Below are 14,506 nucleotides of genomic sequence, written 5' to 3'. Positions count from 1 at the left end.
CGTATGAGAGGAATATGTCAAGCAGATGTCTGGAAGGAAACCTCTTTAGCCAGTAAAATGAAAGGGAAATGAAATGAGCAGGAGGGTTTATCCAATTATGAATCGATTGACGGACGAAGAAAAAATCGGTCTCTATAAAGCCATTAGCAATCGAAGAGATATACGCACATTTCGCAGCGACCCCGTCCCGCCTGAAAAGCTGGCCATGATCCTCGCTGCTGCTCATCACGCGCCATCTGTCGGGTTCATGCAGCCGTGGAATTTCATCATGGTTACAGACGATACCCTCAAGCAACAGCTGGCTGAAAGTGCAGACAAAGAAAGGCGTGCTCTGTCGATTCATTATGAAGGCTCTGGGCGTGAGTCTACTTTTCTGGAGCTGAAAATTCAAGGAATCAAGGAAGCACCTGTCACGATCTGTGTGACCTGTGACCCGACTCGTGGTGGTGACCACGTTCTTGGGCGAAATTCCATACCGGAGACAGACATCATGTCCGTCAGCTGTGCCATCCAAAACATGTGGCTGGCTGCTTACGCCGAAGAACTGGCTATGGGGTGGGTCAGCTTTTATAAAAAATCAGATGTCCGCCGGATTCTAGACATCCCCCCTCACATCGATCCAGTAGCCTTGCTGTCCATTGGATACACCGACCACTATCCGGACCGTCCTCTCCTGGAGATCCATCAGTGGGAAAAACGTCAGGATTTGCAAAAGCTCATTTACCGCGAGCGCTGGGGAGCTGACACGACCGTACCGGAGTAAAACAAAAGCAGACAAAAAAAAAGAGCTGCTTGCGAACAAGCAGCCCCAAAAACGGAAGGGTAGTTACGAAAAGCACGGTACCTTCTCGACGTGACTACCCACCAAGAAAGTTTCAGAAACCCCCCCATTCACGAACATGGAACTACAAAAATGAGAGGATATTCCCAAAGCTTTACAATTGGACTAGGAACGTGGGCGCGTACGGTTTGTAGGAATAGCCTGCAGCGGATCGTCCGGCCAGTAATGCTTGGGATAGCGCCCCTTCAAATCTTTCTTCACTTCAAAATACGTATGCAGCCAAAAGCTGGCCAAATCCCTCGTGACCTGGACCGGTCGATGTGCAGGCGACAGCAGTTGCAGCGTCAGCGGAATACGTCCACTCCCAATCCTCGGTGTCTCTTTCCAGCCAAACAGCTCTTGTAATCGTACTGCTAGGATGGGTGCCTCCTGATTGTTATAGTCGATCGGTACACGAGAGCCGCTGGGAACGACCATATGGGTGGGGGCGTGTTCATCCAGCTCCCTCTTTTGGTTCCAGCTCAGCATGCTCTCCAGGATAGAAGTGAGGGACAGCCTCGATAAGTCATCCCGGCTTTTGCAACCATAGGCATGCGGTCCCAGCCACTCTCCCAGCGTCTCTAGCAGTGCATCATCTGATACATCTGGCCAAGCGTCATCCAGTCTATGCATAAAGAGCATGCGCTCCTGTAGCTGGCGGGAATGGCGATTCCACGGCAAAAGCCCTAGACCCTCTGACGCAATCCCACTAAGTAATGCCTCCGTGACTGCCTCTTGATTCGCTTGGGCGACAGACGCTTCCCGCAGGATCAGCGCACCGAGACGCGTTCGTTTGCGGGCACGCACCGATTGGGATGCTTTCTCCCACCATACCGCTGTTTCTTCCTCCACCTGCTCATCGCATACGCCTTCCAGCTCTGTCTGGGTGATACTCGCGGCCAACATGATGCGACTGTCTGATCCTTGATCGTCCAGCTGTGCCGCCACGATATAAGGAGCGTACGCTAGCGGTTGATCTGTGGCAAATGCCGCTCCACGCCCATTGCGAAGCAAATACTTCCCATTTCCTCTGCGTTGTCCGATTCGATCCGGATAGGCTTCCGCCAGCAAGGTACCGATCGCGTCCAGAGAGACGCTTTGTTTCGCTCCCTCTTTTTGCAGACTACTACTCCAAGCCTGTTTGAGCTGAGCAGCTTCCTGCCATATCCTTCGGCACGCTCCTTCGTCGACTTCTACGTAATCCGCATGCCCCGACAGAGCCGCCTCTCCTCTGGATGCTACCGAACGAAGTGTCTCCATTCGCAGCCGCAGATCTACATCATGAGCAGCCTTTCTCCCCCTCAAAATGTCCTTTTCCCCCAGCAGGGCTGCCAGCTCGCATGCCATACCTGTGAGTCCCCGTTCCTTTGCTTTTTGGATCATATGCCCTAATCTCGGGTGCAAAGGCATTTCAGCAAGCTGTCGTCCATGTGAAGTAATACGCTTGTCAGGATCCAATGCACCGAGCTGGAGTAATAGCTCATGGGCATGCTCGAGTGCTGCTTTTGGCGGTTCGTCCAGCCATGACAGCTCAGCTGGATCATTCACACCCCACGCTGCCAACTCGAGAGCGAGTGGGGTCAAATCCGCTTCCTTGATTTCTGGTGCCGTGTGAGCAGTCAGGGCACGATCCTCCTGCAGCGTCCACATCCGGTAGCAGACACCTGGCGTGAGCCGACCTGCCCTGCCTCGACGCTGATCTGCGGACGCCTTTGATACCTGGATCGTTTCTAGTCGCGTCATCCCTGTTCGGGGAGAAAAACGCGGGACCCGCATCAAGCCGCTATCGATGACAATGCGTACCCCTTCTACCGTCAGGCTTGTCTCAGCAATCGATGTAGCCAAGACGATCTTGCGCTTCCCAGACGTTCCCGGCTGAATCGCAGCATCCTGCACTTCTTGTGGGAGCGCACCATAGAGAGGCGCGAGAACGGTAGAGGACGGCAAGTCGCTCTCACGAAGCAAGGTCTCTACGCGGCGAATTTCACCCGCACCAGGGAGAAAGACTAGCATATCTCCGGTTTCCTCGGACAACGCCTGCTGGATCAACTGTACGATGTTCGTCTCCAGACGTCCCTCCATCGGCCGTGTGAGATAGTGCGTTTGTACCGGAAACACTCTGCCTTCACTCACGATCACCGGTGCGTTCTCCATCATCGCAGCTACGGAAGAAGCATCCAGAGTCGCCGACATCACGACGAGGCGCAAGTCTTCTCGAAATAAGCTCTGTGCCTGCAGGCTGAGGGCCAGTCCGAGATCCGCATGCAAGCTTCGCTCATGAAATTCATCGAATAGGATGAGCCCGACATCTTCTAGCCCAGGGTCTGCCTGGAGCATACGGGTCAGTACCCCTTCTGTGATGACCTCGATTCGGGTGCTCGGCCCTACCTTCGCATCCATTTTGACACGATACCCCACTGTCTGCCCGACCTGCTCTCCCAAGGCAGCAGCCATATACCGTGCCGAAGACCTCGCAGCCAGACGGCGCGGCTCCAGCATCAAAATACGACGTCCCGCGAGCCAAGGCTCATCCCGCAGTGCCAGTGGAACCCGCGTCGTCTTTCCCGCCCCAGGAGCAGCGACGAGAACAGCCCTCGTATGCGCTCTCAGCTTTTCAATCAATTCGGGCAAAATTTCATCTATAGGCAGTGCTTTCATTCCTTCACCTCTTGCAAAGCATCGTCATCCTTTCATCTTACACACGTTCCAGCTCGGCAAAAAGCCTCTAGAAAATGACAGAATAATCAATTAATCGTATAATAAACAGATGAGCTAACTTTTTTACTGGTAGAGAGGATTTTATAGCTGGAGGGGTTGCACATGATTCACATCTACAATCACGAAGATGTCGTATGTGTGGAAGGGATTGTGAAAAGACGAGGACGTGATTCATCTATCTATGTGTTCTTGACGGATGGCATGCTGATCGATACAGGGCCGAAAATGATCGAAGAATCGCTGATCCCGTTTTACCAATCCTCAGCCTTCGAGTCTGTCGTCCTCACCCACAGTCACGAGGATCATGTAGGAACGGCTGCCTGGATCGAAAACAATCTCAACGTGCCCATTTACATTCATGATAGAGGGGTTGCCTTTTGTTCACAGCAAGCCGATTACCCGGAGTACCGTCAACTCACATGGGGGATCCGAGAGCCGTTTCACGCACATCCTTTAAAAAAATCGTTCCACTCACGTACTCTGGATTGGAAAGTGCTCGAAACGCCGGGCCATGCCCATGACCATATCGCCTTGATCCATGAAAAGACGGGCCGTTTGTTCGCTGGGGATCTCTTTTTGGGCATCAAAACAAAAGTCATCCTGCGGGAAGAGTCGATTCCAATACTGATGAGCTCCATTCGTCTGGTCCTGTCCCACGATTTTCAAGCCCTGTATTGTGCCCATGCTGGCTATATCGCAAATGGCAAAGCCATGCTGCAAAAAAAGCTCGACCACCTGGAGAACCTCACCGGTGAAATTCTTCTCCTCCACGGCAGAGGGATGTCAGCCGATGAGATCAATCGTACTCTCTTTCCTATGAATCTGCCGATCGTAGAAGCATCCGAAGGCGAATTTGACTCCATACATATCGTCACGTCTGTACTAGCAGGCTACGAGCAGCACGATAGCATCTGCTAACTAATTCCATCATTTGATACAAAAAACGCGAACCGAGATGGCCGCGTTTTTTTGCTGCTAGATTCCTTTACAGATTTGTCCAAGATGATGCTCCAGATGATCCACGTAATCGGCCATGAGCCACTCCAGAGTAACGGTAGTACCATCGGGCACTTCACATCGATGTTGACCTTTATCCGGTGGCATCGTCTTCATTACGTGCAGCACCGATTGGTTCAAGCCGATCCACAGCTGTACGATTTCTTCCACTGGCCGTTCCTGATACGCCTGGTTACTTACCCACTCGTTCTGCTTGTAAGGAACGATGTGATAAGGCTGTTCCGTCTGAGCTCGAATAAAGCGTCCGAGATTGTTGATCGCTGAATCACACAAATGGCCCAGAATTTCTAGGGGAGACCATTTTTCTGGAACTGGACTTTTTGTCGTCTGATCGGCTGGTATCGCGCGAAAAGCCTGAGGAACCTCCTGCAAATGCTTCTGCAATCGAGCGATGGTGGTTTCCATCGGATCACCTCCTGATACTTCAGACTACATTATCAGGAATTTCCAGAACCGTCCAATCAATAGATTCGATGGAGGGAATCACTACCGTTAATGGGTTTTCATGTTCCGCTGCGCTTCCCAGACCAGCTCCTCCCATGTCCTCACTCTTTATCAATTGGATTGGACATTTGATCATCGTACTTGTCGAAATAGACATGACCATTCGAACTCTTCACCGCATAGTTTACTTCTGCGACGGTCAGCCCTTTCTTTTGTACCTGACTCATCAGCCATTCGATCGTCAGGTTGTTTTGTTGCAGGTTATCTTGAATGATCTTTCCATCCATAATCAGCTCGACCGGAAACCATTGCCTGTCCGATTTCAGTTTCAAATCCTTTCGGGTTACAGGCAGATACTCAGGCTTTCGAAGAATAGAGATCTCACCGTTCAGCTCCAAGACGGCGAATTGAACTTCTTCGATGTTATAGATATTTCTTTCCCGCAGCTCCTGATTCAGTGTATCTAGAGAGAATTTCAATTTCCGCATGTTTCCCTCTAATATTTTTCCATTCTGGATAATCATTGTCGGCTGACCGGAAAACCATTTTCTCAATGTCCGATTTCTGAGCGACAGATCCATCAGCAAGTACGCAATGCCAGTGAACGTCAGCAGCGTTGTGATCATATGCCACATTTTCATTTGAACGTTAAACGCAAGATTTGCAGTCAGCGCGCCCAGTGTAATCGCCGCTACAAAATCGTGATAGGTCATTTGCGCAATCGTCTGCTTCCCCAACAACCGGGTAATCACCATCATGATCGCAAAAGCCAAAGCCGCCCTGCCAACCATTTCGAGAATATGCTCCATGCTCCACCTACCGAACTGACATTTTTCCTTTCCTTAGCATTCTATCCAGGATTCTGCTGCAGCATCCAATTGGGGCAGGCGCTCATGATCAACGAACGGCAATAAAAAAAGACCATCCAGACGATTCACGTCTTTGGATGGTCCCTTCACTCGATTATTTATTTGTTCTCTACATTAATAAACGGAGTAGCTCCCCCGGTAACATTCGGCAGTTTGCCATCCCACTTGCGGATCGCTTCCAGCTGAGCCTCGATTTGTCTGAGCTGGATCAGCTCAGGCGTTACTTCTTGCTTTTGCAGTCGCAGCGCTTCTGCCTGCGCTTGCGCCTTCGTAATTTCCTGTTCTTTCTCAATCTTGATCCGTTCCAAGTCCAGCTTGGATTTGAGTGCTTGCTGCTCCGCTACCTGCTTGGATTCAATAGCGCGATTGAATTCGTCGCTGAACGTAAACTCGCGGATGTTGATCTCATCCAGAATCACGTTATAGGTAGACAATTTTTGTTTCAGCACGTCTTTTACCTTGTTGCTGACCTCGGAGCGTTTGGAGATGAGCTCCTCTGCTGTATATTGGGCCGTAACAGCCTTGAGCGCCTCGGCGATGGCTGGATCTACGATGCGACTGGCGTATTCGAGACCGACCTGCTGGTACAGCTTGTTTACGTTATCCGCATCCAAATGGTGATTGACTGCAATGGTCGTCGAGACGGTCTGCAGGTCACGTGAAGCAGAGGTCTGACTCATTTCTGACTTCTGTACCCGTACTTCCATCGGAATGACTGTTTGAATAAACGGAATCTTGAAATGAAGCCCTTCCTGCAGTACCTTTGGCTGAACAGCTCCCAGCTGCAAGACGACCCCGCTATGACCCGCTGAAATGATCGTAAAGGATTGAGTTCCGAGTAGCACCACGACAAGAATAATCAAAATGGCCGTAATCAGCCGTCCACCGACCTTAAAGGGACTCATTTTCACCACATTATCGTCTGACATGTTCCGCCTCCCCTTTATCTATAATGTCTTTCTATCATGATACGAATAGGGGGGATATAAGTTTCGTTTTATTTCCTTTTCGACCGGGCTGCCTCCAAGAGAACATTTCCCATCCGCTCTGCTTCCATATGGCAAAGCTCAAATTCAACCTCCCCAGACACGTGGGATATCAGTTGGATGACCTCTTCACAGCCGTGACTGCAAATGAGAAAAGACTCCCACTTCACTTCGGAGCGCGGGACCTTACGGGCGTGAAAGCCGCTTTGAAAACCACCTACGGACATGCTACCACACCCTTCTCTTTTCCTTAATCAAGAGGAAGCTGACCAACCAGACATGCAGGTACAAAAGTGACGCGAGCATTCCCCATCCATATCCTGATGACAGCAGTGAGAGATTCGTCAGTTTTCCTAAAGTCATGACGATCTGAAAAAGAACCATGACCAAAACGCCTGCGAGCGCATAGGCGATGAGGCGGAACAGATAGACGATCACAGGATTGGCCCACGCGATTCGACGGTTCAGAGCTTCTATCAGCATGGAAGCTGGCACGCCTCCCACCACATATACCGGGGTCGCATAAATAAGATACACCATCACCAAAGAGAAGTACGGCCAGTAGTACGTGTCTGGCTGTTGCTGCGCTTCAGGTGTGTAGTTGATCGACGCAAGTACCACACAAAAAAGAATGGATGATACGAGAGCGACCAGAATTTTTCGAATCATGAAGCGATAACCCTCCTTCCTTTCTATTTACCAAACTGCACGCATCATGCATCGGACAACTTGTTCATTATCACCCATTCTCGTATTTTATGACAGAAATAATTGGAAAAAAATAAGGGAAGAAGGCCTGTTTTTTGTATCTAAAAATTTGATTATATTCCTTGACAGGAATATTCCTATAATCGTATATTATAGTCATGAACAAAACGTTGAGCGCTCTTTCCGAACCAAACCGATTGCGTATTGTTGAACTTCTACGTGATGGACCACTCTCGGTAGGAGAAATTGCCAATCAACTCAGCTTTAACCAACCGCAAGCTTCCAAACATTTAAAAGTACTTGCTGAGGCCGGTCTCGTTGAAGTACAGGTGCAAGCAAACCGCCGGATCTACACACTGCGACCTGAGCCATTCCGCGAACTGGATAATTGGGTAGAATCGTATCGTCACATCTGGGAAGAAAAATTCGACCGTTTGGAAGAATATTTGCGGCAACTGCAAGGAAAGGAAGTGAGTCGCAACGACAAGCAGTAGTCTTGCCGAGTTGTATAAGCAAAACACTGAGGAAGGAACCTCACTGGTGGGGTCCGAAGACAGAGATCACCATGCAAATGCTGTTCACATCCATCGAGGAATTGAATATAGCGGTCGACCAATATGGCGCCATCGATGGAGCAAAATCTACCCTTGATCGTCTTGAAGAAAAATTGTTGAAGCGGGAAGGAAAGGAATGAACCGATGAAAAAAATAGCCATCATTTACTGGATCTTTACCGCACTAATGGTTGCTCTAATGGGCTTGGGCTCGATTCCTGATATCATGTCTAGCCCAGAGGCAGTCGCCCTATTCAGCCATCTGGGGTACCCCGACTATCTCCTTCCCTTTATCGGCATTGCCAAATTATTGGGTGTGGTAGCGATTTTAACTCCCGGATTTCCACGATTGAAGGAATGGGCGTATGCCGGTTTTGTGATCGATTTGACGGGCGCTATGTATTCGAGTCTCGCAGTGGGTGACCCTCCCAGCGGTCTCGTGTTCTTTTTCATCGGGTACCTCGTGATCGGCGGGTCCTATGTCTATCATCACAAAAGATTGAAAGCCGTTGCTGCCTTAAGAATCTCCAAGTAATCTATCCCTGTCTCATGCATAAAACCACTCAATGTACAGGAGGAATTTTCATGTCTAAAACAATCGATCTCGTGATCACACGCACGTTTGATGCCCCGAGGGAGCTAGTATTTAAAGCCTTTACCCAAGCAGAGCATCTTCAGCACTGGTGGGGGCCAAAAGGTACCACCCTCCGTGTCTCCCAGTTGGATCTTCGTCCAGGCGGGGTCTTTCTCTACAGTATGGAATCTCCGGATGGCAACAAAATGTGGGGGAAATTCGTCTATCGGGAAATCACCGCTCCTGAAAAAATTGTATTTACGAACTCCTTTTCAGATGAGGAAGGCACCATTATCCGTGCTCCCTTTAGCCAGACCTGGCCGCTGGAAGTGCTGAATACATGGACGTTTACCGAGGAGGATGGCAAGACAACCATTACACTCCATGGTGTGCCGTTGAACGCTACCGAGGAAGAGCAACAAAACTTTGTGGATATGCATGGCAGCATGCATCAAGGCTTTGGCGGCACCTTTGACCAGCTCGACGATTATCTGGCACAGTTCTAGCCACTTCAAACACCCTCGAGGTAACCGAGGGTGTTTTTTCTTTTTCGAGTTGCCTCCTCAATAAACAAGTATTTAGACAAATATAGGAATTACCTGTACCATTGAACATGTCATTACCTACCTTTATTTGGTAGTATAGGAAAGGAGAAATCAGATGATCAATCAAGTAAAAGCGCTGATCCAGAAACACGGATTGCAGGGGATGGAGGATCAAATTCTCACTCATTTACACGAATGTATCTATGTACAGCCGACCCAGTCCCTTTCAAAATCGGTAGGTACGAGTCGATTAGGCGGCAGTCCTGATCTGCCTCCCGGATGGACCTATCCTGTTTATCGTGAGGAACCGCTTGTTTTTATCGGTCAACTAAACCTCGAGGAAATTCAGCGTATCGGCGTCGCTAATGAACTGGCCCAGCGTGGACTCCTCTACTTTTTTTACGAGGCGGCAGAACAGTCCGTTTATGGAGAACTGAAAGATCGGGATGGCTGGCGGGTTCTGTTCTTTGATGGCGACTTCTCAATCCTACAGACGGCGTCCTACCCAGGTACTCATCCGCACGGCACGCTCCCGGCCAATGACTTGCATCTACGAAAAGGGCTCTCCCTTCATACGGATGCGATCAAGGTTCCGGACAAGTTCTGGGAATCGTACTACGATGAATTTCTCCCGGACTTCTCCACCATCAACGGTTCCTACGACTGCAATCATCAGATTCTAGGGCACCCGTACAATATCCAAGGGGATGTATTCGAAGAAATCGATTACTTCCGAGACGTGAAATCAGGTGGTCCTTATACCTTGCTGTTGCAGGTAGACACGGATGAAACAAACCTGAACATCATGTGGGGCGATGTCGGGACGATCTATTTTGTCATCGCGAATGACGACTTGCGTGAAGGCAGCTTTGAACATACTTACTTTTCTTATCAGTGTTGTTGAGCGCGAGAGGTAAAGATATTTTACTTAACTTATAAGGGTGAGACTATTGAAAAAGATTTTACTGTTCATCTATGATTCCTTCGCAGAATTCGAGATTGTTTTATTTACGACAGCACTGAATCAAGAGGAGTTTCAGCTCGTTACCTTTTCCACAAAGCCGGCAGGTGAGACTGTAACCGGAGTCTCCAGCATGAGCTATGTGCCGACTCTGACGATCGAAGACATCGACGTGAATGAGTTCGAAGCGCTCGTGATTCCAGGTGGAACCACTCACCCGCTCCTGACTCATCAGCCCTTGCAGGCCATCATCCGTGCTTTTTATGATCAGCACAAGACGATCGCTGCGATTTGCGGTGGCCCTGCACTGCTCGGAGCTGCAGGAATCTTACAGGAGATTACGTTCACAGCCTCTCTCACACCTGATGATCACGAGTACAACGATGTCATGCACTGGGACAACAAGCTCGAGCAAATGCTCGTCGTAGATCGTCAGGTCATTACTGCAACCGGCTCCAATTATGTACAATTTGCGGAAGAAGTCTTGCGCAGAATTGGCAGTGTGCCAGAAGACGAACAAAATCCTTTGCAATATTTCCGTGAACCCTCTATGAATTAATCCCTCCCTGAATCACCCTATCCACGCAAAAAAGGCCGTAGAATCGGGATTCTACGGCTCTTTTTATTCAATCGCTATTTCTTTTCTACCGCATGCCCGCCAAATTCGTTACGTAGCGCAGCCACGACTTTTCCGTGGAACGTATCCGGCTCAAGTGAACGATAGCGCATCAGGAGGGACATCGCGATCACTGGCGTCGCAGCCTGTAAATCCAGCGCCGTCTCCAGCGTCCATTTTCCTTCACCGGAGGAATGCATGACCCCGCGGATTTCGTCCAGATTCGCATCTTTGCGGAATGCTCGTTCTGTCAGATCCATCAGCCAGCCGCGAATGACGGAGCCGTTCGCCCATACTCGCGCCACCTCAGCGAAATCGTAGTTGTACGGGCTCTTTTCCAGCACCTCAAAGCCTTCCCCGATGGCCTGCATCATGCCGTATTCGATCCCGTTGTGAATCATCTTCAGGAAGTGCCCACTACCCGCTTCCCCTGCATACAAATATCCGTTGGCCACATTAATGTCACGGATCATTGGCTCGATATGGTCAAAGGCTTCCCGATCTCCGCCAATCATCATACAAGCGCCGTGACGTGCACCTTCCATTCCGCCGCTCGTTCCTGCATCTAGGAAGTGAATGCCTTTTTCCTTCAGACGCGCATAGCGTTCCAGTGACTGCTTGTAATGAGAATTCCCTCCATCGATGACGATATCTTCTGCAGACAGCAAGTGCGAGAGCTTGTCCACCAGCTCATCCACGATTTCTCCGGCAGGCACCATCAGCCAAACCACACGCGGTGCGTCCAGCTTGGCGATTACTTCCTCGACCGAGTATGCTGGAGTGGCACCTTCCCGTCCCAGTTCATCTGCTCGTTTTGGTTCCACGTCGTAAGCTACGACCTCGTGCTCATGAGAGAGCAAATTCAGTGTCAAATTGTAACCCATCTTGCCTAATCCGAGTATCGCCAGTTTCATATCGGGTACGTCACTCCTTTGAGAAAGGTCTCTGTTAGTTTGTATTATATGATAATAATTTTCATATTTCATTAGAAATGAAGAAAATTTTTTTGAAACTAGGAAATCATCGCATTCCTTTTCTATAATGAGTAACAGGTCGCCATAACTTGGGAGGTGCTTTCCTTTTGGCCGATATATCCACTCATGTTCCACCCAGCGTTCTGACCCAGCTACGCGCCATCTACTCTCAATTGAGCGGCAAGGAGCAGCAAATAGCCGACTACATTTTAGAGCATGCAAGTGACGTCATTCATCTGTCGATTACCGAACTGGCTGATCAGAGCCAATGTGCGGATGCAACGGTTTTTCGTCTCTGCCGCCGACTCGGATTCCGGGGATACCAGGCCTTCAAAATCGCACTCGCGAGTGAAGTGACCAACCCCAAACAATCCATTTACCAGGAAATCAATCTCGACGATGACGATCTGGGCTCGATCGCTGAAAAAATTTTCACAGCCAACATCGAGACCTTGCGAGATACCCAGCAAATTATTGACAAAGAAGCGCTGATGAAGATCGTCAACTGTCTGGAAACGGCGCGGCGCATTGAATTTTATGGCTCTGGCGGTTCGGCTGCGATCGCCCAAGATGCCTATCACAAGTTTATGCGGACAGGCATTCCCTGTATCCATCACTCCGATGCTCATTACCAAGTCATGTCCGCTTCCCTCTTGTCCGCAGGGGATGTCGCAGTTGGCATCTCCCATTCTGGCTCAAACGAAGACATCTTAGAAGCACTGCGGGTCGCTAAAGAGGCTGGTGCCAAGACAATCGGGATCACCAGCTACGGCAAGTCCCCTCTCGTACGACTGGCTGATATCTGTCTGTACACGACTTCGCGAGAGACGGTATTTCGCACAGAGGCGCTCTCCTCCAGACTCGCTCAGCTCAGCCTGATTGATCTGCTCTATGTCGCTGTTTCCTTGCGTCGTCAAGAGCAGACGATCACGAACATCCAGCATATCCGGGAAGCCATTTCGCTCAAACGCCTGTAATCGACAGGCGTTTTCTTTTTTTTTCAAAAGCGAAAGGCAATACTACCCATGAGGAAAAGAAAGGAATGAAATAATTTTTTTCTTAAGTATTAACAAATGAAAAAAATTTCGTTATAATCTCGTTATCACTTTAAGTCCAGCATGAAAGCGTATTCAAAAAGAAGGTGAACCCATATGAAGCAGACCTATTTTATCGGATTGGATATCGGAACGACGAGCACCAAAGCGATCGTTTTTACTCCATCGGGTGCTGTCCGCGGTATCGGCAACGTCGATTATCCGCTGCTCGTTCCCCAGCCGTCTTGGGCGGAACAAGATCCGGAAACGATCTTTGCTGCTGTCATTACCGCTCTGAAAAAAGCCATTGAGAAGGCTGATGTAGACAAGCATGAAATTGGCGGGATCGGTTTTTCTACCGCCATGCACAGCCTGATCGCTGTGGATCATCAGGGAAGTCCTCTGACTCACAGTATCATCTGGGCGGATAACCGTAGTGTAGCCCAAGCGGATCGACTTAAGCAGGACGGTGTCGGACACAACATCTACCTCGCGACAGGAACACCGATTCATCCCATGTCGCCCCTGCCTAAAATCATGTGGCTGCGTGAACAAGCTCCTGATACGTTCCGAAAAGCAGCCAAGTTTATTTCCATCAAGGAGTATGTGATCCATCGTCTGTTCGGGCAGTACGTGGTCGATTACTCCATTGCTTCAGCAACAGGCCTCTTCAATCTGCGCAAGCTCGATTGGGACGAGGAAGCGCTGTATGTGGCAGGCATTACCAAGCAGCAGCTGAGCGAGCCCGTTCCGACCACGCATATTTTGCGCGGAATGAAAATTCGTTACGCCGAAGAAATCGGCCTCGATGTGGATACACCTTTTGTCGTTGGTGCCAGTGATGGTGTCCTCGCCAACCTCGGAATCGGTGCCATCGATCCAGGGCAGGTAGCCATCACGATCGGGACGAGCGGCGCGGTACGAACAGTCGTGCCAGAGCCGATCACAGACCCGAAAGGCCGTACGTTTTGTTACGTGCTAACAGAAAACCACTGGGTGATCGGCGGTCCCTCCAACAATGGCGGCATCATGCTGCGCTGGTTCCGCGACGAATTCAGCTGGCCGGAGGTAGAGCGTGCCAAGCAGATGGGGGTCGATCCGTATGACGTCATGATTCAGGCTGCGGAAAATGTCCGGGCTGGAGCAGATGGCCTGCTCTTTCTCCCCTTCCTCTCTGGCGAACGCGCCCCTTACTGGAATGCACAGGCACGAGGCTCGTTTTTCGGAATCGGTCTGCACCACAAGCGGGAGCATTTTATCCGGGCTGTTCTCGAAGGCATCCTATTCAGTGTCTACAGCATCGGCATCGCGCTACGGGATCTGGCTGGCGGCGCTTCGGAGATTCGTGCTTCTGGAGGCTTTGCCCGTTCACGGGAATGGCGTCAGATCATGTCCGATATGTTCGGCTATGAGGTACTGATTCCCGAAAGTCATGAAAGCTCCAGCTTTGGAGCTGCTTTGCTCGCGATGCATGCCCTCGGAGCCCTAAATGATCTGCACGATGTCAAAAACATGATTCACATTTCGCATCGGCATGAACCCGATCTGGAGCGATCCAGCACGTACTTGCAGCTGTTTTACATTTACGAACGCGTGTATTACAACCTGCTGGAGGAGTACAAGCTCATCGCAGACTTCCAAAAGCAGCTACACAAATAAAAAAATCCATCATGGAACTTTTGACACC

16 protein-coding genes are annotated in these 14,506 nt (G+C 49.9%); 9 read left to right on the top strand and 7 right to left on the bottom strand.

Annotated elements, in window-relative coordinates; genetic code table 11:
• Positions 1-97 precede the first annotated feature (97 nt).
• Entirely contained in the window at positions 98-763 is a 666-nt protein-coding gene (gene bluB, locus AN963_RS01250) for a 5,6-dimethylbenzimidazole synthase (RefSeq protein WP_055742751.1), read from the top strand.
• Positions 764-946: 183 nt separating this feature from the next.
• On the opposite strand, the gene hrpB is transcribed toward bluB, so the two are convergent.
• Entirely contained in the window at positions 947-3,478 is a 2,532-nt protein-coding gene (gene hrpB, locus AN963_RS01245; protein ID WP_055742750.1) for an ATP-dependent helicase HrpB, read from the bottom strand.
• 162 nt (positions 3,479-3,640) lie between these two features.
• Here hrpB and AN963_RS01240 point away from each other — a divergent pair, with 162 nt between their 5' ends.
• Entirely contained in the window at positions 3,641-4,456 is an 816-nt protein-coding gene (locus tag AN963_RS01240; RefSeq protein WP_055742749.1) for an MBL fold metallo-hydrolase, read from the top strand.
• 57 nt (positions 4,457-4,513) lie between these two features.
• Here AN963_RS01240 and AN963_RS01235 read toward each other — a convergent pair whose 3' ends face one another.
• From AN963_RS01235 to AN963_RS01215, 5 genes are all read right to left on the bottom strand, one after another.
• Complete coding sequence (locus AN963_RS01235) at positions 4,514-4,960, bottom strand: DinB family protein (protein WP_083496748.1); 447 nt, start codon at positions 4,958-4,960, stop codon at positions 4,514-4,516.
• 140 nt (positions 4,961-5,100) lie between these two features.
• Entirely contained in the window at positions 5,101-5,808 is a 708-nt protein-coding gene (locus AN963_RS01230; protein ID WP_055742748.1) for a DUF421 domain-containing protein, read from the bottom strand.
• Between the two features lie 158 nt (positions 5,809-5,966).
• Entirely contained in the window at positions 5,967-6,797 is an 831-nt protein-coding gene (locus AN963_RS01225; RefSeq protein ID WP_055742747.1) for a prohibitin family protein, read from the bottom strand.
• Positions 6,798-6,865: 68 nt separating this feature from the next.
• A complete protein-coding gene (locus tag AN963_RS01220) occupies positions 6,866-7,081 on the bottom strand; it encodes a hypothetical protein (RefSeq protein ID WP_055742746.1) in 216 nt (71 codons plus the stop codon).
• 1 nt (position 7,082) lies between these two features.
• Positions 7,083-7,523, bottom strand: a complete 441-nt coding sequence (locus AN963_RS01215) for a hypothetical protein (RefSeq protein WP_055742745.1) — start codon at positions 7,521-7,523, stop codon at positions 7,083-7,085.
• A gap of 197 nt (positions 7,524-7,720) precedes the next feature.
• On the opposite strand from AN963_RS01215, the gene AN963_RS01210 reads away from it, so the two are divergent.
• The 5 genes from AN963_RS01210 (at position 7,721) to AN963_RS01190 (ending at position 10,754) form a co-directional block, all read left to right on the top strand.
• Complete coding sequence (locus AN963_RS01210) at positions 7,721-8,056, top strand: ArsR/SmtB family transcription factor (RefSeq protein WP_055742744.1); 336 nt, start codon at positions 7,721-7,723, stop codon at positions 8,054-8,056.
• A gap of 204 nt (positions 8,057-8,260) precedes the next feature.
• On the top strand, positions 8,261-8,650 hold the full coding sequence (locus AN963_RS01205) for a DoxX family protein (RefSeq protein WP_055742743.1): 390 nt from the start codon (positions 8,261-8,263) through the stop codon (positions 8,648-8,650).
• A gap of 50 nt (positions 8,651-8,700) precedes the next feature.
• Positions 8,701-9,195, top strand: coding sequence for an SRPBCC domain-containing protein (locus AN963_RS01200; RefSeq protein ID WP_055742742.1), 495 nt, complete (start codon positions 8,701-8,703; stop codon positions 9,193-9,195).
• A 154-nt stretch (positions 9,196-9,349) separates the two neighbouring features.
• A complete protein-coding gene (locus AN963_RS01195; protein WP_055742741.1) occupies positions 9,350-10,138 on the top strand; it encodes a YwqG family protein in 789 nt (262 codons plus the stop codon).
• A 46-nt stretch (positions 10,139-10,184) separates the two neighbouring features.
• Positions 10,185-10,754, top strand: coding sequence for a DJ-1/PfpI family protein (locus AN963_RS01190; RefSeq protein ID WP_055742740.1), 570 nt, complete (start codon positions 10,185-10,187; stop codon positions 10,752-10,754).
• Between the two features lie 74 nt (positions 10,755-10,828).
• On the opposite strand, the gene gnd is transcribed toward AN963_RS01190, so the two are convergent.
• Positions 10,829-11,725 carry a phosphogluconate dehydrogenase (NAD(+)-dependent, decarboxylating) gene (gnd, locus tag AN963_RS01185; protein WP_055742739.1) on the bottom strand — a complete coding sequence of 299 codons (897 nt, stop codon included), beginning with the start codon at positions 11,723-11,725 and terminating at the stop codon, positions 10,829-10,831.
• 176 nt (positions 11,726-11,901) lie between these two features.
• Here gnd and AN963_RS01180 point away from each other — a divergent pair, with 176 nt between their 5' ends.
• Together AN963_RS01180 and gntK are read left to right on the top strand one after the other, a co-directional pair.
• A complete protein-coding gene (locus tag AN963_RS01180) occupies positions 11,902-12,762 on the top strand; it encodes a MurR/RpiR family transcriptional regulator (protein ID WP_407922535.1) in 861 nt (286 codons plus the stop codon).
• 174 nt (positions 12,763-12,936) lie between these two features.
• Positions 12,937-14,478 carry a gluconokinase gene (gntK, locus tag AN963_RS01175; RefSeq protein WP_055742737.1) on the top strand — a complete coding sequence of 514 codons (1,542 nt, stop codon included), beginning with the start codon at positions 12,937-12,939 and terminating at the stop codon, positions 14,476-14,478.
• Positions 14,479-14,506: the final 28 nt, after the last annotated feature.

The organism is Brevibacillus choshinensis (assembly GCF_001420695.1).
Lineage (GTDB): Bacteria > Bacillota > Bacilli > Brevibacillales > Brevibacillaceae > Brevibacillus > Brevibacillus choshinensis.
Note: the sequence above shows the minus strand (reverse complement) of the source record. Positions and strands in the feature narration are given on the sequence as shown.